This window comes from Labrys sp. WJW (assembly GCF_001676615.1).
GTDB classification, from domain to species: domain Bacteria; phylum Pseudomonadota; class Alphaproteobacteria; order Rhizobiales; family Labraceae; genus Labrys; species Labrys sedimenti.
Genome location: NZ_LYXZ01000060.1, coordinates 1 through 25,117, shown reverse-complemented (window position 1 = coordinate 25,117; position 25,117 = coordinate 1). Strand labels below are relative to the sequence as shown.

The window sequence follows — 25,117 nt, the reverse complement described above, 5'->3', positions numbered from 1 at the left end:
CTCACCGCTTGCTCTTCTTCATTTCATCGATGTAGTGGAGGTCGAGCCCGTAAAGATGCAGCTTGTCCTCGTGATAGTGGCGCAGCAGCGCAATGATCGCGGCCGTGTTGAACAGCAGCACCAGGCCCCCGGCGATGAGCAGGGCAATGGTGATGCCCGTCGAGCCGCTGTCGGGCGCTATCTTGAAGAAGACGAAAAGCAGGATGAGCCAGAGGGCGCCGATGGCGCCGAAAGCCCAGGCGCGGTCGCGGCGATACATCACCTCGATCCGCGGATCTTCCGATCCCGGTGTCATAGATATTTCCTCCCGAATACAGCCTCTTGCGGGTTCGCTTTTGTTACTGAGAGGCAATTTGTTTTTATGCCAGGAAAGTCTGCGCCCGTTGCGCGGCCCCTGTCAAGCGCTTGTCTGACAAGAAACTTCGCATTCGCGACATTCTTTGGCAGATTCACGCCATTTTTCTGAACGTTTAATGCTCGGAAAAATTCTTGCACTTCAGGAAGACCCGCAGCAAGATCACCTGGAGCAGGAGGCGGGCATGAGGGTCCACTGCAGTTTGCGCGTGCGCAGACGATGCCGGAAGGCGGGCGGCGATTCGCCCAGCGATCCCGCGCGGCTGGCAAGAAACGCGGCGCTGCCGGGCGAAAAATGCAATTCGACCGTCTCTCCCATCCAAAATCGCAACTTCTTGTCTGGAATCCCGACCGATGGTCGCCATATTGGCGGGATAACGGGCGGCATCCAGCTTGTCGCTCGGTGGGCCGCACGATATTTTTCAAGCGTTAGCCCAATGCAGCCGGGGAGTTGGCTGTCGCACAGCTGGGCAACCGCAACTGGGTTGCCTTCACACGAGCGGGAACGACTCTCCTCTCGTTACGGGAGAGCGTGTTTTTTCTGAAGCCGGCCGCGGTCTTGGAATTCAGACCTTCCGGGTGCGGGGCAAACGGGAATGAGTGGGGAGAAAGCGCCGGACGCGCCAGACTCTCCGCAGGGACGTGAAAGGAACGAGCATGACGAAGCGGGTGGTTACACCAGCTGTCAGGACAGTGCCGACGCCCACCGCCGGGCGTGGAGGCCAGACGGTCATTGCCCCGACATTAGGCCCCCGTTATGCCGATCCAATCGATCCGGACGATGGTGAAGGCTTGTTCTCGGATGCTTTCCCCACCCGCGAACTGCCGCCCGCCTCCGCCTTTCCCGGCCAGGACCCCCATGCGCTCGGTGGGGCCCGTGACAATATTCTGGAAGTGGCGATCGGCCGCGAGGTTCGCTCCTTCCGCAACAAGCTGGGCATCACCGTCGCCGATCTTGCTGCCGCGACGGGCCTGTCGCTCGGCATGCTCTCCAAGATCGAGAATGGCGTGACCTCGCCCTCGCTCACTACGCTGCAGACCTTGTCGCGCGCTCTCGGCGTGCCGGTGACCGCCTTCTTCCGGCGCTTCGAGGAACGGCGCGAAGCGGTGTTCGTCAAGGCGGGCGAAGGCCTGCTCATCGAGCGGCGCGGCACGCGCGCCGGCCATCAATATCGCCTGCTCGGCCACAATGCCGGCAATACCGGCCGCGTGGTGGTCGAACCCTATGTCATCACGCTGACGGAAGAGTCCGACGTCTTCCCGCTGTTCCAGCATTCGGGCCTGGAGTTCATCTACATGCTGGAAGGCGAGGTGGTCTACCGCCACGCCGACAAGCTCTACCACCTCACGCCCGGCGACAGCCTGTTCTTCGACGCCGATGCCCCGCACGGCCCCGACGAGATGCGGCAATTGCCGATCCGCTTCCTGTCGATCATCTCCTACGCAAAGGATGAGGTCTAAGCCGCAAGCGCCCCGCTATTCCGGACCAGTTGCCACGGCCTTTGGCATCGATGAGAAGGTGCCGAACGATAGGCCTCTCAGGAAGCGCATCGCCACGGTGATGCACAGAATGAGCGAGGCACCGTGAAGGCTGAAGGGCAATTTCAGGTGACGCTCGAGCCACTCGCCTCCCAGGCAACTGATGATCTGGAGCGCGCAAAGCATCCAGAAGACAAGTCTGGGACGGGTCACGAAACCTGCCTGCGCGCCCTCGCGGAGCCATGTTCGCATATAGGCGAAGCAAAAAAGCGGGAGCAAGAGGGCGAGCAGGAGCAGACGAGCCGGACGCCCATGGTCCATCCATGCGTAAACGGTCTCGGTCGATAGCCCAAACGCCAGAAGCAGCCACACGACATAGCCAAGAATGATATTGGCCAGCAGCGGCGGCCAGATCAGGGCTAGGCTGGCCGTCCTGGCGGAAAGGGTCGCCTCGCGGTTCGAGGCCGTCGGAGGGCCGATATCGGCGCTGGTTTGGTCGACAAGCAGCGCATTCACGATGACGGTGGCAAGGCATACGGCCAACAGGAAGCCGGCCAAGATCAGCCAGATATCCGTCCCCACCCAGCCGGTTCGCGTCAGGTCCGCCAGCTGCACTATATCCTTGGGAAAGCCTGAGACGATACCAGCCGCCCAGACCAGCCAGAATCCGTTGCCGAAGCCCAGCAGGGTGATGCGATCGACGAGCCACCACAGCAGGGCGCAGCCCCCGAGCAGGGTGGCAATCGCCACCAGGACAAAACCGCCTTGTGATTCGGCGACGAGATAGGGGCCCTGCTGCAACGCCACCGCCACGCCATAGGCCTGGAAGAGGGCGATCGCCACGGCGGCGAGACGCACATAGTCGTTCAGCCTGAACATGTTGTCGGCAGAAACGCCCTGCCATCGCGCCAGGCCGGGAAACAGCAGCTTTGCTATTTCCAGATAGGCCAGCGCCGTCAAGAGCGAACCGAGGCCGAGAGCGAAGATGGAAAGCTGTCTCAGCATTCCATGGCCGTCGGGACCGAACAGAGACGCCACGGCCTCCTGCTTCAACCCCGGAAGCGGGATGACACTCCCCAGCCAACACAGCCCCAGGAGCAGCATGAGCGCCGCCAGACGGAACCGCGATCGTCTGCCGCCTGCCGCAACCATGCCAGCCCCCTTCCAGCCCATGGCGTTATCCTGCTCCAACGCCCCATTCCGGGCAAGGCGCGCGCCACAAGCCGACCGAGCATTCGACTTGACAATAGCGACCTTCGCAGCGGAAACTCGTTTGCATACGAACGATTTTCCGCCGTTTCAGCCTGCCTGCGGCGGTTTGCGCCCTCTCCCAACGGCCTTGACGCTGGACCGGGAGGACGCGAGCCGACACAGTCCAAGAATCATAAAGCCTCCAACATCCAGAGCGGAGACCCTGAATGCGGATCTTGTCTCGACTGGCCCTCGCGGGCACCGTCGCCGTGACCTTGTTCGCGGCCCTTCCTTCGTATGCGGCCGACAGCATCAAGATCGGCGAGATCAACTCCTATTCCGGCCTGCCCGCCTTCACCGAACCCTACCGCAAGGGCTGGCAGCTCGCGCTGGAGGAGATCAACGCCGCCGGCGGCGTCAACGGCAAGCCGCTCGAAGTGATCTCCAAGGATGATGGCGGCAAGCCCGCCAGCGCCATCACCGCCGCCAACGAGCTCACCTCGAGCGATGGCGCCGTCATGCTGATGGGCACCTTCTTCTCCAATGTCGGCCTCGCCGTCTCCGACTTCGCCAAGCAGAAGGACGTGATGTTCCTGGCGGCCGAGCCGCTGACGGACGCCATCACCTGGTCGAAAGGCAATGCCCAGACCTTCCGCCTGCGCCCCTCCAACTACATGCAGGCGGCGATGCTGGCGGAGGAAGCCGCCAAGCTGCCGGCCAAGAACTGGGCCACGGTGGCACCCAACTACGAATATGGCCAGTCGGCCGTCGCCGTGTTCAAGCAGATCCTCAGCGCCAAGCGCCCCGACGTGAAATGGGTGGGCGAGCAATGGCCGACCCAGGGCAAGATCGATGCCGGTCCGGTGGTGGAAGCCCTGCTCGCCACCAAGCCGGATGCCATCCTCAACGTCACCTTCGGCGGCGATCTGGTGAAGTTCGTGCGCGAGGGCTCGACCCGGGGCCTGTTCAAGGATCGGGCCGTGGTGAGCTTCCTCACCGGCGAGCCCGAATATCTCGCCCCCCTCAAGGACGAGGCGCCGACGGGCTGGATCGTCACCGGCTATCCCTGGAACGCAGTGAAAACCCCGGCGCATGACGCCTTCCTCAAGGCCTACCAGGCCAAGTACAACGACTATCCGCGCCTCGGCTCGATCGTCGGCTACGTCACCATGAAGGCCGCCGCCGCCATCCTGGCCAAGGCCGGTTCGACGGACACCGCCGCCCTGGTCAAGGCGGCGGAAGGCCTGCCGCTGGAGACCCCGTTCGGGCCGATCAGCTTCCGCGCCATCGACCATCAATCTACCATGGGCGCCTTTGTCGGCAAGACGGGGGTCGCGGACGGCAATGGCGTGATGACCGATTTCGCCTATCGCGACGGCAAGGACTATCTGCCGGATGACGCCACGGTGAAGGGCATGCGGCCGGCGCCGTGAAGAGCACTCGCACATCCTTGCTATGATGCTCGATGCGCCCGGCGTGAAGCGCGCAAATCCTTCCCCGGCTTCGGGGAAGGTGTCGCTGCGTAGCAGTGACGGAAGGGGGAGAGTGGCGCAGATGAATCATTGGATTGCAAGGCCGCGCCACTCTCCCCCTCCCGAACCGGCCTCGCCGGTCCACCCTCCCCGAAACCGGGGAGGGATTCCCGCGCCTTATCCCGCTGGTTTGCAGCGCACGGGACCTACGACCGAAAGCGCAACATTTTGTTGCAGCTTCCCCACTCGACACAACCCACCCTGAGGTCTTCGTGGGAACCATCATCGCCCAATTCCTGAGCGGCCTTGCCGGGGCCGCCTCGCTGTTCCTGGTCGCGTCGGGCCTCTCGCTGATCTTCGGCGTGACCCGCATCGTCAATTTCGCCCATGGCGCCTTCTACATGCTGGGTGCCTATGTCGCCTGCACGCTTGCCAATGCCTGGTCCGGTCCGCTCGGCTTCTGGCTGGCTTTGCCGGCCGCCGTAGCGGTCGTGGCGGTGCTGGGCGGCCTGCTGGAGATGACGCTGCTTCGGCGGATCTACCGGGCGCCGGAGCTGTTTCAACTGCTCGCCACCTTCGGCGTCACCCTGGTGGTGCAGGACCTCGTGGTGATCGTCTTCGGCGCCGATGACCTGCTGGGGCCACGCGCACCGGGTTTGAAGGGCGCGGTCGAGATCGCGGGCAAGGCGATCCCCGCCTATGACCTCTTCCTCATCGCCATGTCCCCCCTGGTCCTCGGCCTGATCTGGCTGCTGCTCAACCGCACCCGCTGGGGCATCCTGGTGCGCGCCGCCACGCAGGACCGCGACATGGTCGCCGCCCTCGGCGTCAACCAGAAATGGCTGTTCACCGGCGTGTTCATGCTGGGCGTCGGGCTGGCCGCCCTCGGCGGGGCCCTGCAGATCCCGCGCGACGCCGTCACCCACCAGATGGACCTCGCCATCATCGTCGAGGCCTTCATCATCGTGGTCACTGGCGGGCTCGGCTCGATCGTCGGAGCGCTGGTGGCAGCCATCCTGATCTCCGAGCTGAACGCCTTCGGCATCCTCGCCTTTCCGAAGATCTCCATCGTGCTGATCTTCCTGGTGATGGCGGTGGTGCTGGTGGTCAGGCCCTGGGGCCTGTTCGGCAAGCCGACGAGCCCGCAGCGCCCGGCCCTGGGCCTGACGACGCAACCCTGGCAGCCCATGCGAATGTCCGGCCGGCTGGTCACCGCCGCGGCCATCGCCCTTGCCGCATTGCTTCCGCTCGGCGCCAGCCCCTATGTGCTGTCGGTGGGCAGCGAGATCCTGATCTTCGTGCTCTTTGCCGCCAGCCTGCAGTTCCTGGTCTCGGTCGGCGGCCTCGTCTCCTTCGGCCATGCCGCTTTTTTCGGCCTGGGCAGCTATGGCGCCGCCTTGCTGACGACGATGCTGGGTTGGCCGATGGAAGCTGCTTTGCTGGTCGCGCCCTTGTTGGCGCTGGCGGGCGCGATGCTCTTCGCCGGCTTCGCCGTTCGGCTTTCGGGCGTCTATCTCGCCATGCTCAGCCTCGCCTTTGCACAGATCTGCTGGTCTATCGCCTCGCAATGGGTCGACTTCACCGGCGGCGACAACGGCATCTTGAGCGTATGGCCGGCGAAATGGGCCGCCAAGCCCTGGGCCTTCTATGAACTGACATTGGTCGTCGCCCTGCTGGGCGTCGGCCTGCTCAGGCTCGCCACCTTCGCCCCCTTCGGCTTCATGCTGCGGGCCGTGCGCGATTCCTACCTGCGTGCCGAGGCGGTCGGCATCGCCAAGGCGCCGGTGCAATGGGCCGCTTTCGTATTGGCGGGCCTGCTGGCTGGCGTCTCCGGCGCTCTGTTCGCCTTCCTGAAGGGCAGCGTATTTCCCGATGCCTTCGGCGTCACCACCTCGGTCGATGGGCTGGTGATGGTGTTGCTCGGCGGCATGGGCAGTGTTTCCGGCGCCGTGCTCGGCGCCGGCGTGTTCAAGACGCTGTCGATCTGGCTGATGAGCGCGACCGACTATTCCAAGCTCGCCATCGGCCTGTTCATCGTCGCGGTCGTGGTGGCGCTGCCGCGCGGACTGGCGGGCCTGCGCGATCTCCTGCCCCGAAAGGAGAACCGGCCATGACGGTGCTGCTGGAGGTGAAGGGGCTCGCCAAGACCTATGGTGGCGTCGAAGCGGTGAAGGACGTTTCGCTCACGGTCGCGGCGGGCGAGATGGTGGCGCTGATCGGTCCCAACGGCGCCGGCAAGAGCACCTGCTTCAACATGATCCACGGCCAGATCAAGCCCGATCGCGGCTCCATCCGCCTGTTCGGCCGCGAGACGGCCGGCATGCGGCCCGCCGCGATCTGCCGCCTGGGCGTCGGGCGTACCTTCCAGATCACTGCCACCTTTGCCTCGATGCGCGTGATCGAGAACCTGCAGGTGGCCCTGGCGAGCCATGACGGCATGATCTGGCGCCGCTTCGCCCGCCTCGATCGCTACAAGCGGACGGAAGCCAACGCCCTGCTCGACCTCGTCGGCATCAGCGCCCTGGCCGACCATCCCTGCGGCGAGCTCGCCTATGGCGACCTCAAGCGGCTGGAGCTGGCGGTGGCGCTCTCCAATCAGCCGCGCCTCCTTTTGATGGACGAGCCGACGGCCGGCATGGCACCGGGCGCGCGCATCGCCATGATGGCCCTGGCGGCCGGCATCGCCCGCCAGCGCGGCATCGGCATCCTGTTCACCGAGCACGACATGGACGTGGTGTTCGAGCATGCCGACAGGTTGCTCGTGCTCGACCGCGGCCGCCTGATCGCAGCCGGCGATGCCGAGACCGTGCGCAACGACCCGCAGGTGCGCGCCGTCTATCTCGGCGACGGCACGGTTTTCGCGCCTGCTGCAATCCATGCGCAGGAGCCCGCCCCATGAAGCTGGAAATCGCCGGCCTCGACAGTTTCTACGGCCCCGCCCATATCCTGCACCAGGTCTGCATCGAGATCGGGCCTGGCGAGGTTGTCGCCCTGCTCGGCCGCAACGGTGCCGGCAAATCCACCACCTTCCGCTCCATCATCGGCCTGGTCGCCGACCGGCGCGGTACCATTCGCCTCGACGGCGCCGACATCATCCGCCTGCCGGTCTACGAGATCGCCCGCCGCGGCATCGGCTATGTGCCGGAGGATCGCCGCGTCTTCACCGACCTGACGGTCAGGGAGAACCTGGAAGTCGGCCGCCGACCGCCGCGCCAGGACCTGAAACCCTGGACGCCGGAACGGCTCTACGAGCTCTTCCCCAATCTCGCCGCGATGCCGGGCCGGCTGGGCGGGCGGATGAGCGGCGGCGAGCAGCAGATGCTGACCATTGCCCGCACGCTGATGGGCAACCCTGCCATCGTGCTGCTGGACGAGCCTTCAGAGGGCCTCGCGCCCAAGATCGTCGAGGACATGGCGCGCGCCATTCTGCGCCTCAAGCAGGAAGGGCTGTCGATCCTGCTCTCCGAGCAGAACCTGCATTTCGCCCGCCTGATCGCCGATCGCGCCTATGTCATCGAGAGCGGCATGATCCGCTATTCCGGCACCATGGCCGCCTTGGAAGCCGACAGCGCCATACAGACGGAATACCTGGCGTTGTAGCCGAGACCGAATGGATGTATATACAATAGAGTATATACATCCATGACGGAATCGATGATGCCTCACTACGCCAAGGTCTTTCGTTCCGGGAATTCCCAAGCGGTCCGCCTGCCGAAGGAATTCCGCTTCCAGGTCGATGAGGTCGAGGTCATCCGGGAGGGGGATGCTCTCATACTGCGCCCCCGTGCTGGCCCTGCCCAGAGCTGGGCCTCCCTGCGCGCGGCTCTCGAGCTTGGTTTCAGCGACGATTTTCTGGCCGAAGGCCGCGAGCAGCCGGCGACACCGGATCGGTCCGGACTCGACGAGTTCTTCGAATGATCCGCTACCTCATCGACACAAACGCGATCATTGCTCTCAAGAACCAGCGTTCACGTCCGCTGCTCGATCGCATACTGGCGTGCAAGCCGGGTGAGATTGCCCTCCCCACCATCGTCCTGCATGAACTCTATTACGGCGCCTATCGCAGCCAGAAGCTCGAGCGCAATCTCGAGGTCATCCGTCTGATCAAGCGTGATTTCGAGGTTCTCGACCTCGATGACGGCGATGCCCGCGAAGCCGGCGATATCAGGGCTGCTCTGGCTACGGCTGGAACGCCGATCGGGCCCTATGACCTGCTGATCGCCGGGCAAGCCATCGCCCGATCGCTGACTCTGGTGTCGAATAATGTGGGCGAATTCAGTCGAATTCCGCGGCTCAGACTGGAAGACTGGACACTGCCGTCGGCAACAGGATTTCACGAGACTTGGGATCCGTCCGCGAAGAAGTGAATCGGACGCTTGTCATCGCCAGCGCCACTGCAGGTGGCAAGAAGGGCATGACAACGCGTTTCTTGGCTGACGGCCCTCAGCTGGAAACCGGCTTGCCACGCCTACGCCGCCTCCTTCTGTCCATCGCAAGCCGCGCCGGAAAAAATCGAACGCTCGGGAATAAAACAGCGATCACCGCGATCTGGATCGGCATGGGCTGCTGGCAGCCACCTTCCCTATCCGGAGCGCGAAATGATCCATTCCGACGAACCTCCTTCACCGGGCGAGAGCGGTGCCGGCCGTCGCTGGCGTGAGAGCCTTTTCGAGATACCCCCGGCCAACCGCCTCTATCGCCCTGCCCTGGCGCGGCTCGTCCTGCAACTGGCCCTGTTGTCCCTGCCCGCCCTGGTCGGGGCACGGTGCCCTCTTCAAGCCGCCGCCGACAATTTCGCCCTCACGCAGGCCCGGGATTTCAGCTATTCCTTTTCTCGGCCGGTGCCGGTGACCGGCAAGGTCGCGATGCGGTGGGCTGCGCATTGATCGAACCAAGATTGTGCGGGAAGGACGAGCAGCCATGACGGCGCAGGCCGGCGCGAATCCCGACATTCCCTGGCTGTTGCCGTCGATCCGGCGGCTGGCCGCATGGTGGCATGGCATCTGGACCATGGCCGCAGACGGGCAGCCTTCCGCACGGACGGCAGGGAACGCCGATACGCTCGCTCGGTTCCAGGCCGTGATGCTGCCGCATCTCGACGCGGCGCATAATCTGGCGCGCTATCTCTGCCGCGACGCCGACACGGCAGAGGACATCGTGCAGGAGGCCTTCCTGCGCGCCTTTCGCGGCTTTGGCGACTATCGCGGCGGCAGCGCGCGCGCCTGGATCCTGACCATCGTGCGCAATTGCCATCGCTCCTGGTGGCAGGCACGCCAGCGCAGCCCCCGCACAGAGCCGCTCGATGCCGGCGAAGGCGAGGAGGAGAGAACCGACCTGCCGCATGACGAGGCGAGCCCGGAAGCCGCCTTGCTGCAGCAGGCTGAAGCGGGCGAGATCCGCGCGGTTCTCAAGCGCCTGCCCGAGGCCTTCCGCGAGGTCCTGGTCCTCAGGGAAATGGAGGAGCTTTCCTATCGGGAGATCGCCGAAACGATTGCGGCCCCCATGGGCACGGTGATGTCGCGGCTCGCCCGCGCACGCACCCTGTTCGCCGCGGCCTGGAAGAACCGGCAGGCAACGCCGGGAGGAGAGCCATGAGCATGGCCGAGACACCCCATCAGGACTGGGACAGGCTGCTGCAGCTCTATGCCGATGGCGAACTCGACGCCGCCAATGCCTTGCGGGTGGAGGAGCATCTGGCCGGCTGCCCCGACTGTACCACGCGGCTTGCCGAGATCGAGGCGATCCGGGCGATGATCAGCCAGGACGGCGTGCGCTGGCCGGCCTCCGCGGCCTTGCATGGCCGGGTGGCGGCGGCCCTGCGCCGCGAAGCCGGCGCTTCCCGGACTTCCACCCTCGCCGGCCTCGACTGGCGCCTGCTCGTCGACCGTTTCACGCGCTGGAGCCTGCTGCCATCGCTGGCCGTCCTGGCAGCCTGCGTGCTGTTCGTGACGACGCGGCCCGAGCCCGGTTCCTCGCTGGAGGACGAACTGATTTCCAGCCATGTCCACTCCCTGCTCGCCAATCACCTGACCGACGTCGCAACCTCCGACCAGCACACCGTCAAGCCCTGGTTCAACGGCAAGATCGACTTCTCGCCGCCGGTGGTGGACCTCAAGGCGCGTGGCTTCCCGCTGGTCGGCGGGCGGGTGGACTATCTCAAGGGACGTGTGGTCGCCGCGCTGATCTACCGGCGCAGCGGCCATGTTATCAATCTCTTCATCTGGCCTGCCTCGGGGCCTTCTGCCCCCGCCGGCGAACGCGAAGGCTATAGCCTCTTGAACTGGAGCCAGGCAGGGCTGAACTTTTGGGCGGTCTCCGACCTGAACGAGCCGGAACTGAAGCAATTCCAGCAGGATTTCGCCGAAGCGACATCGAAGTGACGGCTGCCCTTCAGGATCGCGAAGATGCCGGCACGGGCTGCCCGGGACAGGCCCGGGCAGGACAAGACCCAGCGCCTTCTAACCCACCGCGCGGCGGTAGAGGTGCCAGGTCGCGTGGCCGAGCACCGGCATGGCAACGATCAGGCCGAGCAGTGCGGGCAGCGAGCCGAGCACCAGGGCGCAGGCGACGATGAAGCCCCAGGCCAGCATCGGGCCGGGATTGGCGCGCACCACATCCACCGAGGTCCTGACGGCGGTGCCGATCCTCACCTTGCGGTCAAGCAGCATGGGGAACGACACCACGCTGATCGCCAGCACCGCCAGGGCGAACAGGAAGCCTACCCCGACGCCGAGCACGATCATCGCCCAGCCGGCAGGCGTGGTGAAGACATCCGAGACGAAGGCGGCGACCGAGACCGGCAGGGCCGGGCCGAGCGTGTAGCGATAGATCAGCGCGGCGACGCCGAGCCAGAGCGCGAAGATCACCGCCAGGATCAGGCTGAGCCCGAGGATGGCGCCGAAATTGGGCGAGCGGGCCACGTCGAGCGTATGCGCCCAGGTGGCCTCGAGGCCCTGCTCGCGGCGGCGGCTCATTTCATAAAGACCGATCGCGGCAACCGGGCCAACCAGCGCAAAGCCCGATACCAGCGGGAAAAGCATCGGCAGCATGCCGTTGCCGAAGGCGAACTGGGCCAGGACCAGCCCGGCGAGCGGATAGATCAGGCCGATGAAGATGACGTCGGTGCGATAGGCGCCGAAATCCTGGAAACCCTTGGCCAGGACCTCGCGCAGATCGGCAAAGCCGATCCGGCGGACGATGGGAGCCGAGGTTTCGAACTGGGCGGCGGGGCGATGCAGGGTGGTGCCGAGCGCGCCCACGCCATTGGCGGCACCGCGGACGGCATCGATACCCCATTCGACGGGATTTCTGATCGTCATGGTCCTACTCCCGAAAGGAATGAAGGCCGCGACCGAAGTGGAACGCCGGGCGGGGTGCCGACGCCGAAACAGCCACGACGAGCGCGACCTGTAGATCCGCGACAATACGCCTCATGCGCGCGGATGTCAGCCGTCTATCTCGTCAACATCCGGTCACTTGCGCGTGTGCTTGCCGCCCGTCCAGCCATTGGTAAGAGTAGGTATTCGGAACCGCCGCGGATTCGCCAATGATCACACTTCTCGCGCTCTCCGGCAGCCTCCGCCTCGGCTCGTCGAACACCGTGCTGCTTGAAGCCGCGGGATTGCTGGCACCGGCCGGCATGCAGATCGAACCCTATCAGGGCATCGGCACCTTGCCGCATTTCAATCCGGATCTCGATGACGACAATCCGCCCGAGACCGTCATGGCCCTGCGACACCGGGTCGGTGCCGCCGATGGCCTCCTCATATCCTGCCCCGAATATGCCCGCGGCATTCCCGGTTCCTTCAAGAACGCGCTCGACTGGCTGGTCGGCAGCTTCGAATTCCCGGGCAAGCCGGTCGCCCTCTTCAACGCATCGCCGCGCGCAGGCGACGCGCAGGCGGCCCTGCGCCTGGTGCTGACCACGATGTCCGCCCGCATCGTCGAGGAAGCCTCGATCACCCTGCCCTTGCTGGCGACCCGGCTGGATGCCGCCGGCATGGCCAGCGATCCCGAGATCGCGGCAGCCATAAGGACGGCCCTGGCGGCTTTTGTTCGCGCCATCCATGTTGGAACACCTACCGCACAGTGAAAAAACATGCCGCGTTTTGTGGTCTTCAAAATTCCACGCCGTTGCGGATCGCATCGCACCGCGCAGGTATTATCAACAAACAGAAACGAATATTCCTTGATGCTCCTTCCGCTACACTGAATAGTCGAGTGTTGTCTCTCCGGAGGTTTGCGTTTGTCACCGGTTTTATTCGTCGTGTTGTTTCCTCTGGTCGTGCCCGTTGCATTAGCGACCGGTGTCGCGTTGCATGAAATCGCTCATGCGATCATGGGGCGAATCTTCGGAATACAAATCAGAGAAATTCGATTTGGCAGAGGCAGAGAACTGTTTCGCAAACGCCTAGGAAAGACCACGTTGTGGGTCGGAGCATCGATCGATTGCGGTATAGTTTATCCTTATTACACAATTCACCCTAGCAAGGCCGCGAATTTTCTCTTCGCCGCTGCCGGGCCGTTGATGGACCTCAGTCTCTTTGCATTCGCCATTTGGCTTTATGCCAGCAACGTCCTGCCCGATAGTATCGCCTGGATAGCAGTGATCATGATGGTCACTCAGGCAGGCCTGATCCTTGGCAATCTCACTCCGCGGACCAATACGACGAACGATATTCACCACATGAGCCATGTTCTACAGGCTGATCATCGAGAGTATTTGCAATATTGGGAAGTCTATCGACAAAAGTTGCGCTCATATTGGAACGGCCTAGGAGCCCTTCCCGAACCCACCCGCCAATCCGGTCGAATCGCGGCCTTGCTCGATATTGATACCGGCGAAATGTTGCGGGGGGATCTGATCGCATCGCTCGAGAGTGAATTGGAGTTGCATCCCCAGACAGCCGAGGCCTTGCTGATCCTCGATCATCTGGCCACCCGCGCCCTTTATTATTGGCACCCTGGTCTGGCAGCGCCGCTGGATCGCTGGACGGCTCTGGCGGCCTCTCTCGGCCCCGACATCCCGACGTTGAGGGGAACGCGAGGCGCCGCCCTGTGTCTGCTCGAACGCTATGACGAGGCCGAGGCGTTGCTGGAACAGGCCGATAGCTCCGATGCTTTCAACTGTTTCCTGAACAACCTGTTTCTGGCGCGTGTTCGTCACGCCCGCCGGAACCCGTGGCAGGCCCATCAAAATTACGAAGAGGCTTTGAAGCTCTATGGCCTGGCGGCCAAAGGCAATCCTCATATCCCCAAACTGGCGACGTTCATCGCCTCCGAACTCGGCTATCCGCCTCCCCCTGCCCTGCAGGCGTGAAGGAACACCTCAGCCCGCCCGTACCAGCCTGCGCACATCGGCTTCGAGCTGGCGGGTCAGGGTCTTGCGGTCGGTGGCGGCATCGCAGGCCAGGACTTCGCCCCAGCTCACCACCGCATCGATCGGCGGGCCTGAGAGAATGCCGACGAGATGCGGCGCCAGGTCCATGTCACCGATCCAGGCGACCTCCTTCATGGCGCCGCGGCCAATCGGCAGCCCGCCGCGCTTGGCATAGCGCAAGGCGAGCGGCTGGACATAGGCGGCCGCCTCGCCGCCGTCGAGCGCCTCGCGCGCGGCTCCCACCAGGGCGGAACGGAAGGGCAGGACATGCACGCCATCGCCGGTGGTGCCCTCGCCGAACAGCACCATGGCATCGCCGGCCTTCAGCCTGGCGCCGATGGCAGCGGTGGCATGGCCAGTCTTGTGGCGGCGTTCGCGCTCGATGAAGACCGAGCGCTGCAGCCTCGCGAACAGGCCGATCACCGGCCAGCCGCGCACCTCGCTCTTGGCGATAAAGGACAAGGGCGCCAGGGCGCCCAGCACCACGATGTCGAGCCAGGAAACATGGTTGGCGACGATGAGCAGAGGCCGTTGCCGGGCCTGGGTGCCGTTGACGGCAACCCGGACGCCGATGATGGCGAGCACGCTACGGTGGAAAAATACCGGCAGGCGGCGGGCCAATGCCCAGTCCCGCCTCACCGCCAGCCATTGCAGCGGGATCAGGGGCATGGCCAGCAGGGCGACGGCGGCAATACGGCAGATCGCCTTGAGGCGCATGGGAGAAGCATCCGGAAAAAACGGAGCCTTCATAAGCGAAAGAGCGGCCGGAGGGCAAATGAGGCCTTTCCGGGTGCGCGGACGTCCCGTCCGCTTTTCCTTACATTAAGGTGCAGTGCTCCGAAGAGCGGACGGGACATCCGCGCACCCGGGGGTTACTCCGCCGCGGTCATCAGGCCGGGCTTCTTCTCCGCGGCGATGGCCGGCTCGCCCGGCGCGGACGGCCTGACGTCGTGCTGCTCGGGTTCGGGCAGGACGTCGTCGGTGCGCGCCGGCAGGTCTTCCGGCTTGCGGGTGAACCAGCCGGCGACACGATCGAGGGCGAGATAGACCACCGGCGTGATGTAGAGGGTGAGCATCTGCGACACGATCAGGCCACCGACCACGGTGACGCCGAGGGGCCGGCGCAGCTCGGCACCGGCGCCATGGCCGAGGGCGATCGGCAGCGCGCCGAGGATGGCGGCGAGCGAGGTCATCATGATCGGGCGGAAGCGCAGTACCGCCGCCTCCACGATGGCCTCCTTGGCGGAGAGGCCCGCCGAGCGGCGCTGCACGGCGAAGTCCACCATCATGATGGCGTTCTTCTTGACGATGCCGATCAGCATGATCAGGCCGATCATGGCGATGATCGACAGGTCCATCGAGAACATCTGCAGGGTCAGCAGGGCACCGATGCCGGCCGTCGGCAGGCCCGACAGGATGGTGATCGGGTGGATGAAGCTCTCATAGAGGATACCGAGCAGGATGTAGACCACCAGCACCGCCGCGAAGAGCAGCAGCGGCATGCTGGCGAGCGAATCCTGGAACTGCTGCGCCGTACCCTGGAACTGGGTGGAGATCGTCTTGGGAATATCGAGCTCCGCCGTCGCCTGCTGGATGGCGTCCACCGCCTGGCTGAGCGCAACGCCGGGCTGGAGATTGAAGGAGATCGTCACCGACGGCAGCTGGCCGATATGCGACAACGAGACCGCGGACGGCTTCTGCTCGATACGCGCCACGCTGTCGAGCGGGATCAGCACCCCCGAGCTCGAGCGCACATTGAGCTTGCGCATCAGGTCCTGCGGCGAGCTATAGGCCTGGCTCGCCTCCAGGATCACCTCATAGGTATTCTCGGGCGCATAGATGGTCGAGACCTGGCTGGTGCCATAGGCCGAATAAAGCGCGGAGCGGATCTGGTCGACGGTGACGCCGAGCTTGGCGGCATTGTCGCGATCGATGGAGACGACGGCATCGCGCGCCTTGATCTGCAGGTCGGAATTGACGCCGGTGATGCCCGGAATCTGGGCCATGCGCGCCTGCAGCTTCTGGGCGTTGGTGCGCAATTCGTCGACGTCGGGCGACATCAGCGCGTATTGGTACTGGCTGCGCGAGCGGGTGGCGCCGATATTGATCGACTGCACCGCCTGGAAATAGGTGTTGATGCCGGGCACCTTCGCCGCTTCCTGGGAGAGGCGCTTGATCACCACGTCGATCGGATCCTGGCGCGCCGGCTTGTCGCGCAGCTGGATATTCATGGAGCCGGAGCTGATCTGGCTGGTCGCCCCGCCGCCGATGCTCGACAGGATGGAGACGACGTCGGGATCCTTGCGCAATTCGGTGACGACGGCCTGCTGGCGCGCCATCATGGCCTCGAAGGAGACGTCGTCGGGTCCCACCGTCGAGACGGAAACGAAGCCCATGTCCTCCTGCGGGAAGAAGCCCTTGGGGATGTTGACGAAGAGGATGGCGGTGACGACGAAGGTCGCCGCCGTGACGGTGAGCATGAAGCCGGGCGAATTGACAGCCCAGCGCACTGTGAGGGCATAGCCCCTGGTCAGCCAGTTGAAGCCGGCTTCGAACAGGCGCAGCAGCAGCCCCGGGCGCTTTTCCTCTGCATGCTCCTTGATCAGGCGCGAGCACAGCATCGGCGTCAGCGTCAGCGAGACCACGCCCGAGATCAGGATGGCGATGGCCATCACATAGCCGAATTCGGAGAACATCCGCCCGACGATGCCGCCCATGAAGATCACCGGGATGAACACGGCGATCAGCGACAACGTCATGGCCAGGATGGTGAAGCCGACTTCGCGCGAGCCTATCAGGGCCGCGGCAAAGGGTTTCTGCCCCAGTTCGACGTGGCGGACAATGTTCTCCAGCATGACGATGGCGTCGTCGACCACGAAGCCGACGCACAGCGTCAAGGCGAGCAGGGAGATGTTGTCGATCGAAAAACCGAGCACATACATGCCCGCGAAGGTACCGATCAGCGAGATCGGCAGGGCGATGGCCGGAATCAAGGTGGCCCGCGCACTGCGCAGGAAGAAGTAAATCACCATGATGACCAGCAGGATCGACAGGCCCAGCGTGAACTCGACATCTTCAACCGCGGCGCGGATCGGCACGGAGCGGTCCAGCAGCATGTCGAGGCTGACACCTACAGGCAGGCTCTCGCGGATCTTGGGCAAGGTGTTCTTGACCGCGTCGACCACGGCGACCGTGTTGGCGTCGGGCTGGCGCTGGATGGCGATGATGATGCCGCGGGTCGCGTTACGCCAGGCCGCAGTCTTGTCGTTCTCGACGCTGTCGACCGCCCGCGCCACATCCTGCAGCAGCACAGGGGCGCCATTCCTGGACGACACCACGATCGGCATGTAGCCCTTGGCGTAGCGGATCGGGCCGGTGGCATCAAGGATGAGGTTGCGGCCGTTATTGCTGGTCGAACCGACCGGCGTGTTGGAATTGGCAGCGGCGACGGCCTTTTGCAAATCGTCGAGGGTGAGGCCACGCGCGGTGAGCTGGTCGAGGTCTGCCTCCACCCGCACGGCGTATTGCTGCGAACCCCAGATATTGACCTGGGCGACGCCCGGCAGGGTTGCCAGCAGCGGCTGGATGTTGGACTGGGCGAAGCGGTCAATGTCCGATGTGCGCGCCTGGTCGGAGGTCAGCGCCATGAAGATCACCGGCTGGTCGGCCGGGTTGACCTTCCTGAAGCTCGGCGGCGTGGTCATCTCGTTGGGCAGTTGGCGCTGCGCCGTGGCGATCGCCGCCTGCACGTCCAGTGCCGCGCCATCGACATTGCGGTTGAGATCGAACTGCAGCACGATCTGGGTCGAGCCCAGATAGGAGGTCGACGACATCGTCGAGATGCCGGAGATCGCCGAGAATTGCTTCTCGAGAATGGCGGCCACCGAGGAAGCCATGGTTTCCGGGCTGGCGCCCGGCAGGGTGGCGGTCACCGAAATGGTCGGATAGTCGACACGCGGCACGGCCGCCACCGGCAATTGCCGGTAGCCGAACCAGCCGGCCGCAATGAAGGAGACCATCAACAGGATGGTCATGACCGGGCGGCGGATGCACAGTTCCGAAAGCAACGGCTTGTCTCCCGGCTTCAGCTCTTGGCAGAGGTATTGGCGGCGGTGCTCTCCTTGGCCCCCGCATTGATGGCGACCGGCGCGCCGTCGACGAGGCGCAGAACCCCGTCGACTACCACCTGCTCGCCGCTCTCGACGCCCTTGGTGATCACGGCATCGGCGCCTGCGACGCGCGCCACGGTCACGGGCCGAAGCTCAGCTGTTTTACCATCTTTCACCACGAAGACGTAGCTTCCCTTTTGGCCGAGCTGGACGGCGGCATCGGGAACCACCACCTGCGGGCTGGCATTGGGCAGGACGACCTGCACATTGACGAAGGCGCCGCCCCACAGGATCTCGTGCGGATTGGGGATGTCGGCCTTGACCATGATGGTGCCCGTGGCGGCATCGATGGCGTTCTCGACGAAGGACACCTGGCCGGTGAGCGTGTTGTTGCCTGTGAGGGCATCGACGCGCACCGGGCCCTTCGCCATCGCCTCGCGCAGCTCGGCCAGCCGCGACTGCGGGATCGAGAAGGCCACCACGGCCGGATCGAGCTGGTTCACGGTGGCGAGCGGGGCGGTGTCGGAGGTGCGCACCGTCGAGCCAGGCTTGACCGGGATCGAGCCGATGCGCCCGGGCACGGGTGCACGGATCACGGTATAATCGAGGGTTACCTCGGCCGCTTCCAGCGAGGCCTGGTCGGCCTGAAGCTGCGCCTGCCCGACCTTGAGGGCAGTGGCGGCCGTATCGCGCGTGGTCGCCGCACCGGCATTGCGGGCGAGCAGGTCATTGGCGCGGGAAAGATCAATCTGGGCCTGGGCGATCTGGGCCTGGTCGCGCGCGATCTGGGCCTGGATCTGGGCGATCTGCGCCTTGATGGCGCGATCGTCGAGGGTGAAGAGAATGTCTCCCTGCTTGACCTCGGCGCCTTCGGCGACGCGAACACTCGTCACCGCGGTGTTGTCGATGCGGGTGCGGATCTGGATGGAGGCGTAGGGCGTGGCGGTGCCGACGGCATCGATCACCATCGGCATCTGCTTGGCGACCGCCTCGACGAGCACCACCGGCACGGGCGCGGCGTTGCGCTGCGAAGACTTGCCAGTTCCGGCCGCCTGCGGCGCTTCGGGGGCATGCAACGCATCGGCAAAGCCAGGCAGAGCGGCAATGAGAGTCTTGGAGGAAGGCACCGTCTGCACCAGCCAGGGCACCAGGCTGGCACGCTGCCACCAGGCCAGGCCGACGACCAGGACGAGAACAAGCACGAAATTGAGAAGACGCTTCATCGAGCCGCCATCAGATCTTCATTAGGTCCGGGCAGGCGAGGCCTCCCCCTTTTTCACGACGATACCCACCGCTGCCGACCATATCCGGAAACGGGTGTTGCGATGTATCAATGCGTACAAATTGCAGCGAGTATGTGAACGCATTGTTTCTCATCCGGCACAACGAGCCTCCGCGCGCACACGTTTTCGTGTATAGGAACCGAAATTTCGTGATCACGGTTCAGGCTGGCTCGGGCCCGCAACCAATAGTCTACAAGATTGATAGAAAGATATTGACCATAGCAATCGGCTTGCCTAATCGTCGCGGCTGAAAGGCCGGGAACCGGGCATTCCCCAAAGGTTTCGGCTGTCATGAGGTGTGAAATGGGTAAGTTCTGGAACAGGGCCGGCATCGCCATTATGGCCGCCGGCCTGTCGACCATGCTGGTGGTCGCGGCGCAGGCCGAAACGCCACCCGGCCTGCTGGTGGTCGGCCAGTCGATCGACGATGCCGTCAGCTTCGACCCGGCCGAGGGCTTCGAATTGACGACGGTGCAGGCCTTCAATGCCCTCTACCAGCGCCTGGTGCAGTCGAACCGCCAGGACGGCACTCGCATCGAGCCGGCGCTCGCCACTTCCTGGGAAGCCGGCAGCGACGGCAAGAGCCTGGTCTTCACCCTGGCCAAGGACGCCAAATTCGCCTCGGGCAACCCCGTGCGTCCTGAGGACGTGATCTTCTCCTTCTCACGGGCGGTGAAGCTCAACAAGGCGCCCTCTTTTATCCTGGGCGAACTCGGCTGGACCGCGGAGAATGTCGACAAGTCCGTGACCAAGGCCGATGACGGCAAGGTCAAGCTGAGCTGGCAGGCCGATGTCGGCCCCGCCTTCGTGCTCGCCATCCTGACTGCGCCGATCGCCTCCGTCGTCGACGAAGCCACTGTCTCTCCGCAGGCGGCCAACGGCGATTTCGGCAATGGCTGGCTGAAGTCGCACTCGGCCGGCAGCGGCGCCTTCAAGATCAACACCTATACCGCGCATGAGGCGCTGGTCCTGGATGCCAATCCGACCTCGCCGGGCGGCGTCCCCAAGCTGCAGGGCGTGATCCTGCGCAACGTGCCGGACCCGGCCGCCCGCCGTCTCTTGATCGAGCAGGGCGACATCGATATCGCCCGTGGCCTGGGTGCCGACCAGATCGACGCCCTCAAGAAGGAGGGCAAGCTCAACGTGCTCGCCGTGCCGTCGGCCCGCTCGGACTATCTCCTGATCAACACCAAGGCCAATGCCGCCCTCGGCAATCCCGCCTTCTGGGAAGCCGCGCGCTACCTCGTCGACTATGAGGGTATCGCCAAGAACCTGCTGCGCGGGCAGTCGCAGGTGCACCAGGCCTTCCTGCCCGCCGGCTTCCCGGGTGCGCTCAACGACAATCCCTACAAGCTCGATGTCGAGAAGGCCAAAAAGATCCTGGCAGATGCCGGCATCGGCCCGACCAAGATCGCCTTCCCCGTCTTCAACGAAGAGCCCTATCTGCAGATCGCCCAGTCCCTGCAGCAGACCTTCGGCCAGGTCGGCCTCACGCTCGATATCCAGCCGGGCGTCGCCAGCGACATCTATGCCAAGGGCCGCTCGGGCCAGTATGAATTCACGCTGCGCTACTGGATTCCTGACTATTTCGACCCGCATTCCAACGCCAGTGCCTTCGCGATCAACCGCGACAACAAGTACAATACCATCGCCAAGCAGGCGGGCTGGGTGATTCCCGAACTCAGCGACGAGACGGCCGCCGCCGTGAAGGAGCAGGATCCGGCCAAGCGCGCCGCCCTCTACGAGACGCTGCAGCGCAAGATCCAGAAGAGTGCCCCCTATGTGCTGATGTTCCAGGGCAGCGACCAGGTTGTGCTCAGCAAGGCGGTCAAGGGTTATGCCCAGGGCCTCAACGCCGACCAGGTTTATTACGATCAGGTCGAGAAGTGACTTGATGTCTCGTTCCAATCGTCGAGATTGGGACGAGACGGCCTTCTCCCTCGTGGCGCCGGGGCTTCGCATTCGCGCCACTTCCAGGACTGACGATGCAAGCTGATGAAACGCCGGGCGCCAGGCCCTTCCTCCGCCCGGTGCTCAGAGTGCTGCGCTGGCTGCTGTCCGTCGTTCTGACGCTGTTCGGCCTGATCGTCGTCACCTTCATCCTGACCAGGCTCTCCAGCATCGATCCTGCCCTGCAGCAGGTCGGGGATCACGCCAGCCAGTCGAGCTACGAGGCCGCGCGCCGCGAACTCGGGCTCGACCAGCCGCTGGTGATGCAGTTCTTGCGCTATCTCGGCCATGTCGTCCAAGGCGATCTCGGCATGGCCACCTCGACGGGCCAGCCCGTCCGCTCCGACATCCTGCGCACCTTCACCGCGACGCTCGAACTGGCCACCGCCGCGGCGCTGATCGGCGCCACACTCGGCCTGGCGCTCGGCATCCTGGCAGCGCTGCGGCCGCGCGGCCTGCTCGACAACATCGCCCGCCTGCTGTCGCTGATCGGCTATTCGACGCCGATCTTCTGGCTCGGCCTGATCTTCCTGCTGCTGTTCTATGCCAGGCTGCATTGGGCGCCAGGACCGGGGCGCCTCGACATCGTGTTCCAATACACCATGAAACCCGTCACCGGCTTCGCGTTGATCGATGCCTGGCTTGCGGGGACGCCGGGCGCCCTGCGCAGTGCCCTCGCCCATCTCGTTTTGCCGACGGCAGTGCTGGCCCTCTATGCGATGGCCGGCATTTCGAGGCTGACGCGTGCCGCCATTCTCGAACAGCTTTCCAGGGAATATGTGCTCACCGCCCGCGCCAAGGGAGCGGGGCCCCTGCGCGTGGTGCTGGTCCATATCCTACCCAATGTGGCTGGCACGCTGATCACCGTGGTCGCCCTCGCCTATGCCAGCCTGCTCGAGGGCGCGGTGCTGACCGAGACGGTATTCGCCTGGCCCGGCATCGGGCGCTATCTCACCGTTGCCATGTTCGCCGGCGACACCGCCGCCATCCTCGGCTCGACCCTGGCGATCGGCATGGCCTTCGTGCTGCTCAACAGCCTCACCGACCTGATCGTCACCCGCATCGATCCGGCCGCATTGGCGGAGCGCGGCTGATGGCCTTCCTCGTCACCGCCCTGGCGGCCCTGCGCCGTTCGCCATCCGCCTTGATAGGGGCGAGCGTGCTCGTCCTGCTCGTCTTCATGGCGCTGGCGGCCCCGCTGATCGCCCCCTACGATCCCAACCTGCAGGACAGCGCCATCCGTCTCGCCGCCCCATCCTGGCAGCACTGGCTCGGCACGGACGGCTTCGGGCGCGACCTGCTTTCGCGCCTGATCTACGGCGCGCAGCCGACCCTGCTGCTCATCGTCCTGGTCACCGTGCTGATGGCTCCGCTCGGCGTAGCCGTCGGGCTGGTCGCCGGCTTCTTCGGCGGCCTCACCGAGCGGGTGCTGATGCGCCTGACCGACATCGTGATGTCCTTCCCGCGCCTGGTGCTGGCCTTCGCCTTCGTTGCCATCCTCGGCCCCGGCCTGGTCAATGGCGCCCTTGCCTTGGCCCTGACGAGTTGGCCTGCCTATGCCCGGCTCGCCCGGGTTGAAACCGCTGCCCTGGCCCGCAGCGACTATCTCGCCGCCGCGTCCATGGTCGGCATCAGGGGGCCGCGCCTGCTTCTCGGCCATGTGCTGCCGCTCGTGCTGCCGTCGGCCATCATCCGGCTGGCCCTCGACCTCGCCGGCATCATCCTGGCCGCCGCCGGCCTGGGTTTCCTCGGCCTCGGCGTGCGCCCGCCCATGGCCGAATGGGGCTCGATGGTGGCTGATGGTACCAAGGTGATCTTCGACCAGTGGTGGATCGCCGCCGCGCCGGGCCTTGCCATCTTCATCACCAGCCTCGCCCTGAACCTGCTGGGGGACGGCTTGCGCGACATCCTGGATCCGCGCCATGACTGATACGCTGCTGCAGGTCGAGGACCTGGTGGTCGAGACCAAGGACAAGACAGTCGAGGACAAGGAAGGCCGCGAAGCGGCGCCTCGCCAGCTCGTGCACGGCATCTCTTTCACGGTCGGGCGCGAGAAAGTGGCGATCGTCGGCGAATCCGGCTCAGGCAAGTCGCTCACCGCGCGGGCGATCATGGGCCTGCTACCCACCAGCCTCGCAGCGCGGGCAGCCGGCCTGCGGCTGGGCGAGACCGACCTCGCCGGTCTCGACGCCCGGGGTTGGCAGCGCCTGCGCGGCCGGCGCATCGGCCTGGTGCTGCAGGATCCGAAATTCTCGCTCAATCCGGCTCACCGTGTCGGTCGCCAGGTGGAGGAGGTCCTGCTGCTGCATGGCCGCCTGCCCAAGGCCGAACGGCGACGAAAGGCTCTCGCCCTGCTCGAGCAGGTGGGCCTCGACGATCCCGAGCGTGTCTATGGCAGCCTGCCGGCCGAACTCTCCGGCGGCATGGGCCAGCGCGTGATGATCGCCGCCATGCTGATCGGCGAGCCGGAGCTGCTGATTGCCGACGAACCGACTTCCGCGCTCGACCATGTCGTGCGCGATCAGATCCTCGGATTGCTGGAGCGGCTGGCACGCGAACGCGGCATGGGCCTGCTCCTGATCAGCCACGACCTGCAGCAGGTTTCCCGCTTTGCCGACCGCGTCCTGGTGATGCGCCAGGGCTCGATCGTCGATGCTCTTCCGGCCAATGAGCTCGCCCAGGCAAGCCATCCCTATACGCGCGGCCTGTGGCAGGCTCGCCCCTCGGCAGCGACCTACGGCACCCGCCTGCCGGCTCCCGACACCCCGCAAGCGCCTTACCCAGGGGATGCACGGCAATGACGGCGCTGTCGATCGACAATCTGGAGGTCAGCTTCCAGCGTCGCGGCCGCAGCTTTGCCGCCGTGCGCGGTGTGAGCTTTGCCGTAGAGCCCGGCGAGACCTTCGGGCTGGTCGGACCGTCGGGCTGCGGCAAGAGCACGGTGCTGCGCGTCCTTGCCGGACTGAACCTGAACTGGCAGGGCGCGATTGCGGTATTCGGGCATTCCCTGCAGCCGGGGCGCGCCATCGAGGGCGCCCTGAGGCGCGACATCCAGATGGTGTTCCAGGATCCCTATGCCTCGCTGCATCCGCGCCACACGATCGGGCGCGTGCTCGGCGAACCGCTGGAAATACGAGGAGAGACCGATATTGCCGGTCGTGTCAGGGCCAGCCTCGCCGATGTCGGCCTCGCCGCCGAGATCGCGGGACGCTATCCGCACCAGCTCTCCGGCGGCCAGCGCCAGCGCGTGGCGATCGCCCGGGCCCTGCTGCTCGAGCCCCGGCTGCTGCTGCTCGACGAACCAACCTCGGCGCTCGACATCTCGGTGCAGGCCGGCATCCTCAATCTGCTCAACGACCTCAAGCGCCGCCACGGCATGACACTGGTGCTGGTGAGCCACGACCCCGACGTGATCGGCCATATGTGCGACAAGGCGGCGCGGATGGCGGACGGCCGGATCGAGGTGCTGCTCGACCGGCAGGATCTGGCGCGCGGCTGACGCGAAGCGATGCGGTCGCGCATAGAGGCCCGGCCATGCGCCAGCCTTTCTGGACAACGCTCCAAAGACTACTTCTTGTCTTCGAGGATCTTGAAATCATCGAGGCAGGCTTTGCGCTCGATGTCCGGCTTCGACAGGCAAGCCATGAGCTGTTTCCCGCGCAGTTCGAAAGCGGAACGCACGCAAGCACGCCCCAGCACCGGCGGAATGCCGCCGACAGCACCGAGCGGGCAGGTTCCCTGCACGAAGGTGAGCCATGAGCGCTGGCTTTCGACCAGAAGCTTCCTGTCCGGCTCGCCGGCCGTAATCTTCCTCACCTTTTCGTAGATGGCAGCGAGCTTGATGTCCGCCTGCCCGAGGTCCGCGTCGGCGCAGATGGCGATTTCCAGTGGCGTGGAGGG

The 25,117-nt window shown here is 65.0% G+C and carries 24 protein-coding genes; 17 read left to right on the top strand and 7 right to left on the bottom strand.

What is annotated here, in order from left to right; translation table 11 throughout:
- Position 1 precedes the first annotated feature (1 nt).
- Complete coding sequence (locus BA190_RS29605; protein ID WP_068296585.1) at positions 2–295, bottom strand: hypothetical protein; 294 nt, start codon at positions 293–295, stop codon at positions 2–4.
- 716 nt (positions 296–1,011) lie between these two features.
- On the opposite strand from BA190_RS29605, the gene BA190_RS29600 reads away from it, so the two are divergent.
- Positions 1,012–1,815: an XRE family transcriptional regulator gene (locus BA190_RS29600; protein WP_245314995.1), complete on the top strand. Its 804-nt coding sequence runs from the start codon at positions 1,012–1,014 to the stop codon at positions 1,813–1,815.
- Positions 1,816–1,830: 15 nt separating this feature from the next.
- Here the strand turns inward: BA190_RS29600 and BA190_RS29595 are convergent, their stop codons facing one another.
- Positions 1,831–3,006 (bottom strand): hypothetical protein, encoded by a 1,176-nt coding sequence (locus BA190_RS29595; protein WP_068296580.1) that lies wholly within the window; start codon positions 3,004–3,006, stop codon positions 1,831–1,833.
- A gap of 245 nt (positions 3,007–3,251) precedes the next feature.
- Between BA190_RS29595 and BA190_RS29590 the strand changes: the two genes are divergently transcribed.
- The 9 genes from BA190_RS29590 to BA190_RS29550 all read left to right on the top strand — a co-directional run bounded on the left by BA190_RS29590 (position 3,252) and on the right by BA190_RS29550 (position 10,876).
- Complete coding sequence (locus BA190_RS29590; protein WP_082980122.1) at positions 3,252–4,457, top strand: ABC transporter substrate-binding protein; 1,206 nt, start codon at positions 3,252–3,254, stop codon at positions 4,455–4,457.
- Between the two features lie 311 nt (positions 4,458–4,768).
- Positions 4,769–6,610, top strand: a complete 1,842-nt coding sequence (locus BA190_RS29585; RefSeq protein WP_068296577.1) for an ABC transporter permease — start codon at positions 4,769–4,771, stop codon at positions 6,608–6,610.
- The gene (locus BA190_RS29580; RefSeq protein WP_068296573.1) at positions 6,607–7,395 is read left to right on the top strand and encodes an ABC transporter ATP-binding protein; all 789 of its coding nucleotides are present in this window, start codon (positions 6,607–6,609) and stop codon (positions 7,393–7,395) included. Before BA190_RS29585 ends, BA190_RS29580 begins: the two co-directional genes overlap by 4 nt.
- Positions 7,392–8,096 (top strand): ABC transporter ATP-binding protein, encoded by a 705-nt coding sequence (locus tag BA190_RS29575; protein ID WP_068296569.1) that lies wholly within the window; start codon positions 7,392–7,394, stop codon positions 8,094–8,096. Before BA190_RS29580 ends, BA190_RS29575 begins: the two co-directional genes overlap by 4 nt.
- A gap of 57 nt (positions 8,097–8,153) precedes the next feature.
- Positions 8,154–8,414 carry an AbrB/MazE/SpoVT family DNA-binding domain-containing protein gene (locus tag BA190_RS29570; protein WP_068296714.1) on the top strand — a complete coding sequence of 87 codons (261 nt, stop codon included), beginning with the start codon at positions 8,154–8,156 and terminating at the stop codon, positions 8,412–8,414.
- Entirely contained in the window at positions 8,411–8,863 is a 453-nt protein-coding gene (locus BA190_RS29565; protein ID WP_068296566.1) for a type II toxin-antitoxin system VapC family toxin, read from the top strand. Before BA190_RS29570 ends, BA190_RS29565 begins: the two co-directional genes overlap by 4 nt.
- Positions 8,864–9,094: 231 nt before the next feature.
- The gene (locus BA190_RS29560) at positions 9,095–9,382 is read left to right on the top strand and encodes a hypothetical protein (RefSeq protein ID WP_068296564.1); all 288 of its coding nucleotides are present in this window, start codon (positions 9,095–9,097) and stop codon (positions 9,380–9,382) included.
- A 34-nt stretch (positions 9,383–9,416) separates the two neighbouring features.
- The gene (locus BA190_RS29555; RefSeq protein WP_245314994.1) at positions 9,417–10,091 is read left to right on the top strand and encodes a sigma-70 family RNA polymerase sigma factor; all 675 of its coding nucleotides are present in this window, start codon (positions 9,417–9,419) and stop codon (positions 10,089–10,091) included.
- Positions 10,092–10,093: 2 nt separating this feature from the next.
- Positions 10,094–10,876 (top strand): anti-sigma factor, encoded by a 783-nt coding sequence (locus tag BA190_RS29550; RefSeq protein WP_245314993.1) that lies wholly within the window; start codon positions 10,094–10,096, stop codon positions 10,874–10,876.
- 78 nt (positions 10,877–10,954) lie between these two features.
- Here BA190_RS29550 and BA190_RS29545 read toward each other — a convergent pair whose 3' ends face one another.
- On the bottom strand, positions 10,955–11,815 hold the full coding sequence (locus BA190_RS29545; protein ID WP_068296559.1) for a DUF2189 domain-containing protein: 861 nt from the start codon (positions 11,813–11,815) through the stop codon (positions 10,955–10,957).
- 227 nt (positions 11,816–12,042) lie between these two features.
- On the opposite strand from BA190_RS29545, the gene BA190_RS29540 reads away from it, so the two are divergent.
- Positions 12,043–12,588, top strand: coding sequence for an NADPH-dependent FMN reductase (locus BA190_RS29540; RefSeq protein WP_068296556.1), 546 nt, complete (start codon positions 12,043–12,045; stop codon positions 12,586–12,588).
- Positions 12,589–12,741: 153 nt separating this feature from the next.
- A complete protein-coding gene (locus BA190_RS29535) occupies positions 12,742–13,815 on the top strand; it encodes a site-2 protease family protein (RefSeq protein WP_156771759.1) in 1,074 nt (357 codons plus the stop codon).
- A gap of 9 nt (positions 13,816–13,824) precedes the next feature.
- Here the strand turns inward: BA190_RS29535 and BA190_RS29530 are convergent, their stop codons facing one another.
- From BA190_RS29530 to BA190_RS29520, 3 genes are all read right to left on the bottom strand, one after another.
- On the bottom strand, positions 13,825–14,592 hold the full coding sequence (locus BA190_RS29530) for a 1-acyl-sn-glycerol-3-phosphate acyltransferase (protein ID WP_068296707.1): 768 nt from the start codon (positions 14,590–14,592) through the stop codon (positions 13,825–13,827).
- A 155-nt stretch (positions 14,593–14,747) separates the two neighbouring features.
- A complete protein-coding gene (locus tag BA190_RS29525) occupies positions 14,748–17,942 on the bottom strand; it encodes an efflux RND transporter permease subunit (RefSeq protein ID WP_068296548.1) in 3,195 nt (1,064 codons plus the stop codon).
- Between the two features lie 17 nt (positions 17,943–17,959).
- A complete protein-coding gene (locus BA190_RS29520; RefSeq protein ID WP_082980121.1) occupies positions 17,960–19,207 on the bottom strand; it encodes an efflux RND transporter periplasmic adaptor subunit in 1,248 nt (415 codons plus the stop codon).
- A gap of 399 nt (positions 19,208–19,606) precedes the next feature.
- On the opposite strand from BA190_RS29520, the gene BA190_RS29515 reads away from it, so the two are divergent.
- The 5 genes from BA190_RS29515 (at position 19,607) to BA190_RS29495 (ending at position 24,716) form a co-directional block, all read left to right on the top strand.
- Positions 19,607–21,157, top strand: coding sequence for an ABC transporter substrate-binding protein (locus BA190_RS29515; protein WP_068296703.1), 1,551 nt, complete (start codon positions 19,607–19,609; stop codon positions 21,155–21,157).
- A gap of 95 nt (positions 21,158–21,252) precedes the next feature.
- Positions 21,253–22,311 (top strand): ABC transporter permease, encoded by a 1,059-nt coding sequence (locus tag BA190_RS29510; RefSeq protein ID WP_068296545.1) that lies wholly within the window; start codon positions 21,253–21,255, stop codon positions 22,309–22,311.
- A complete protein-coding gene (locus BA190_RS29505; RefSeq protein WP_068296542.1) occupies positions 22,311–23,147 on the top strand; it encodes an ABC transporter permease in 837 nt (278 codons plus the stop codon). Before BA190_RS29510 ends, BA190_RS29505 begins: the two co-directional genes overlap by 1 nt.
- Positions 23,140–24,018, top strand: a complete 879-nt coding sequence (locus BA190_RS29500; protein ID WP_082980120.1) for an ABC transporter ATP-binding protein — start codon at positions 23,140–23,142, stop codon at positions 24,016–24,018. The genes BA190_RS29505 and BA190_RS29500 overlap by 8 nt, the downstream gene beginning before the upstream one ends.
- Complete coding sequence (locus tag BA190_RS29495; RefSeq protein ID WP_068296539.1) at positions 24,015–24,716, top strand: ABC transporter ATP-binding protein; 702 nt, start codon at positions 24,015–24,017, stop codon at positions 24,714–24,716. The genes BA190_RS29500 and BA190_RS29495 overlap by 4 nt, the downstream gene beginning before the upstream one ends.
- Before the next feature lie 68 nt (positions 24,717–24,784).
- On the opposite strand, the gene BA190_RS29490 is transcribed toward BA190_RS29495, so the two are convergent.
- Positions 24,785–25,117: lysozyme inhibitor LprI family protein (locus tag BA190_RS29490; RefSeq protein WP_156771758.1), on the bottom strand; the 333-nt coding region annotated here is incomplete at its 5' end.

Coding starts and splice junctions, on each gene's coding strand:
- BA190_RS29560 (WP_068296564.1), top strand. CDS start 9,095: ATGATCCATTCCGACGAACCTCCTTCACCGGGCGAGAGCGGTGCCGGC.
- BA190_RS29570 (WP_068296714.1), top strand. CDS start 8,154: ATGCCTCACTACGCCAAGGTCTTTCGTTCCGGGAATTCCCAAGCGGTC.
- BA190_RS29515 (WP_068296703.1), top strand. CDS start 19,607: ATGGCCGCCGGCCTGTCGACCATGCTGGTGGTCGCGGCGCAGGCCGAA.
- BA190_RS29580 (WP_068296573.1), top strand. CDS start 6,607: ATGACGGTGCTGCTGGAGGTGAAGGGGCTCGCCAAGACCTATGGTGGC.
- BA190_RS29540 (WP_068296556.1), top strand. CDS start 12,043: ATGATCACACTTCTCGCGCTCTCCGGCAGCCTCCGCCTCGGCTCGTCG.
- BA190_RS29520 (WP_082980121.1), bottom strand. CDS start 19,207: ATGAAGCGTCTTCTCAATTTCGTGCTTGTTCTCGTCCTGGTCGTCGGC.
- BA190_RS29505 (WP_068296542.1), top strand. CDS start 22,311: ATGGCCTTCCTCGTCACCGCCCTGGCGGCCCTGCGCCGTTCGCCATCC.
- BA190_RS29510 (WP_068296545.1), top strand. CDS start 21,253: ATGCAAGCTGATGAAACGCCGGGCGCCAGGCCCTTCCTCCGCCCGGTG.
- BA190_RS29545 (WP_068296559.1), bottom strand. CDS start 11,815: ATGACGATCAGAAATCCCGTCGAATGGGGTATCGATGCCGTCCGCGGT.
- BA190_RS29555 (WP_245314994.1), top strand. CDS start 9,417: ATGACGGCGCAGGCCGGCGCGAATCCCGACATTCCCTGGCTGTTGCCG.
- BA190_RS29595 (WP_068296580.1), bottom strand. CDS start 3,006: ATGGGCTGGAAGGGGGCTGGCATGGTTGCGGCAGGCGGCAGACGATCG.
- BA190_RS29500 (WP_082980120.1), top strand. CDS start 23,140: ATGACTGATACGCTGCTGCAGGTCGAGGACCTGGTGGTCGAGACCAAG.
- BA190_RS29495 (WP_068296539.1), top strand. CDS start 24,015: ATGACGGCGCTGTCGATCGACAATCTGGAGGTCAGCTTCCAGCGTCGC.
- BA190_RS29530 (WP_068296707.1), bottom strand. CDS start 14,592: ATGCGCCTCAAGGCGATCTGCCGTATTGCCGCCGTCGCCCTGCTGGCC.
- BA190_RS29565 (WP_068296566.1), top strand. CDS start 8,411: ATGATCCGCTACCTCATCGACACAAACGCGATCATTGCTCTCAAGAAC.
- BA190_RS29550 (WP_245314993.1), top strand. CDS start 10,094: ATGGCCGAGACACCCCATCAGGACTGGGACAGGCTGCTGCAGCTCTAT.
- BA190_RS29605 (WP_068296585.1), bottom strand. CDS start 295: ATGACACCGGGATCGGAAGATCCGCGGATCGAGGTGATGTATCGCCGC.
- BA190_RS29600 (WP_245314995.1), top strand. CDS start 1,012: ATGACGAAGCGGGTGGTTACACCAGCTGTCAGGACAGTGCCGACGCCC.
- BA190_RS29575 (WP_068296569.1), top strand. CDS start 7,392: ATGAAGCTGGAAATCGCCGGCCTCGACAGTTTCTACGGCCCCGCCCAT.
- BA190_RS29590 (WP_082980122.1), top strand. CDS start 3,252: ATGCGGATCTTGTCTCGACTGGCCCTCGCGGGCACCGTCGCCGTGACC.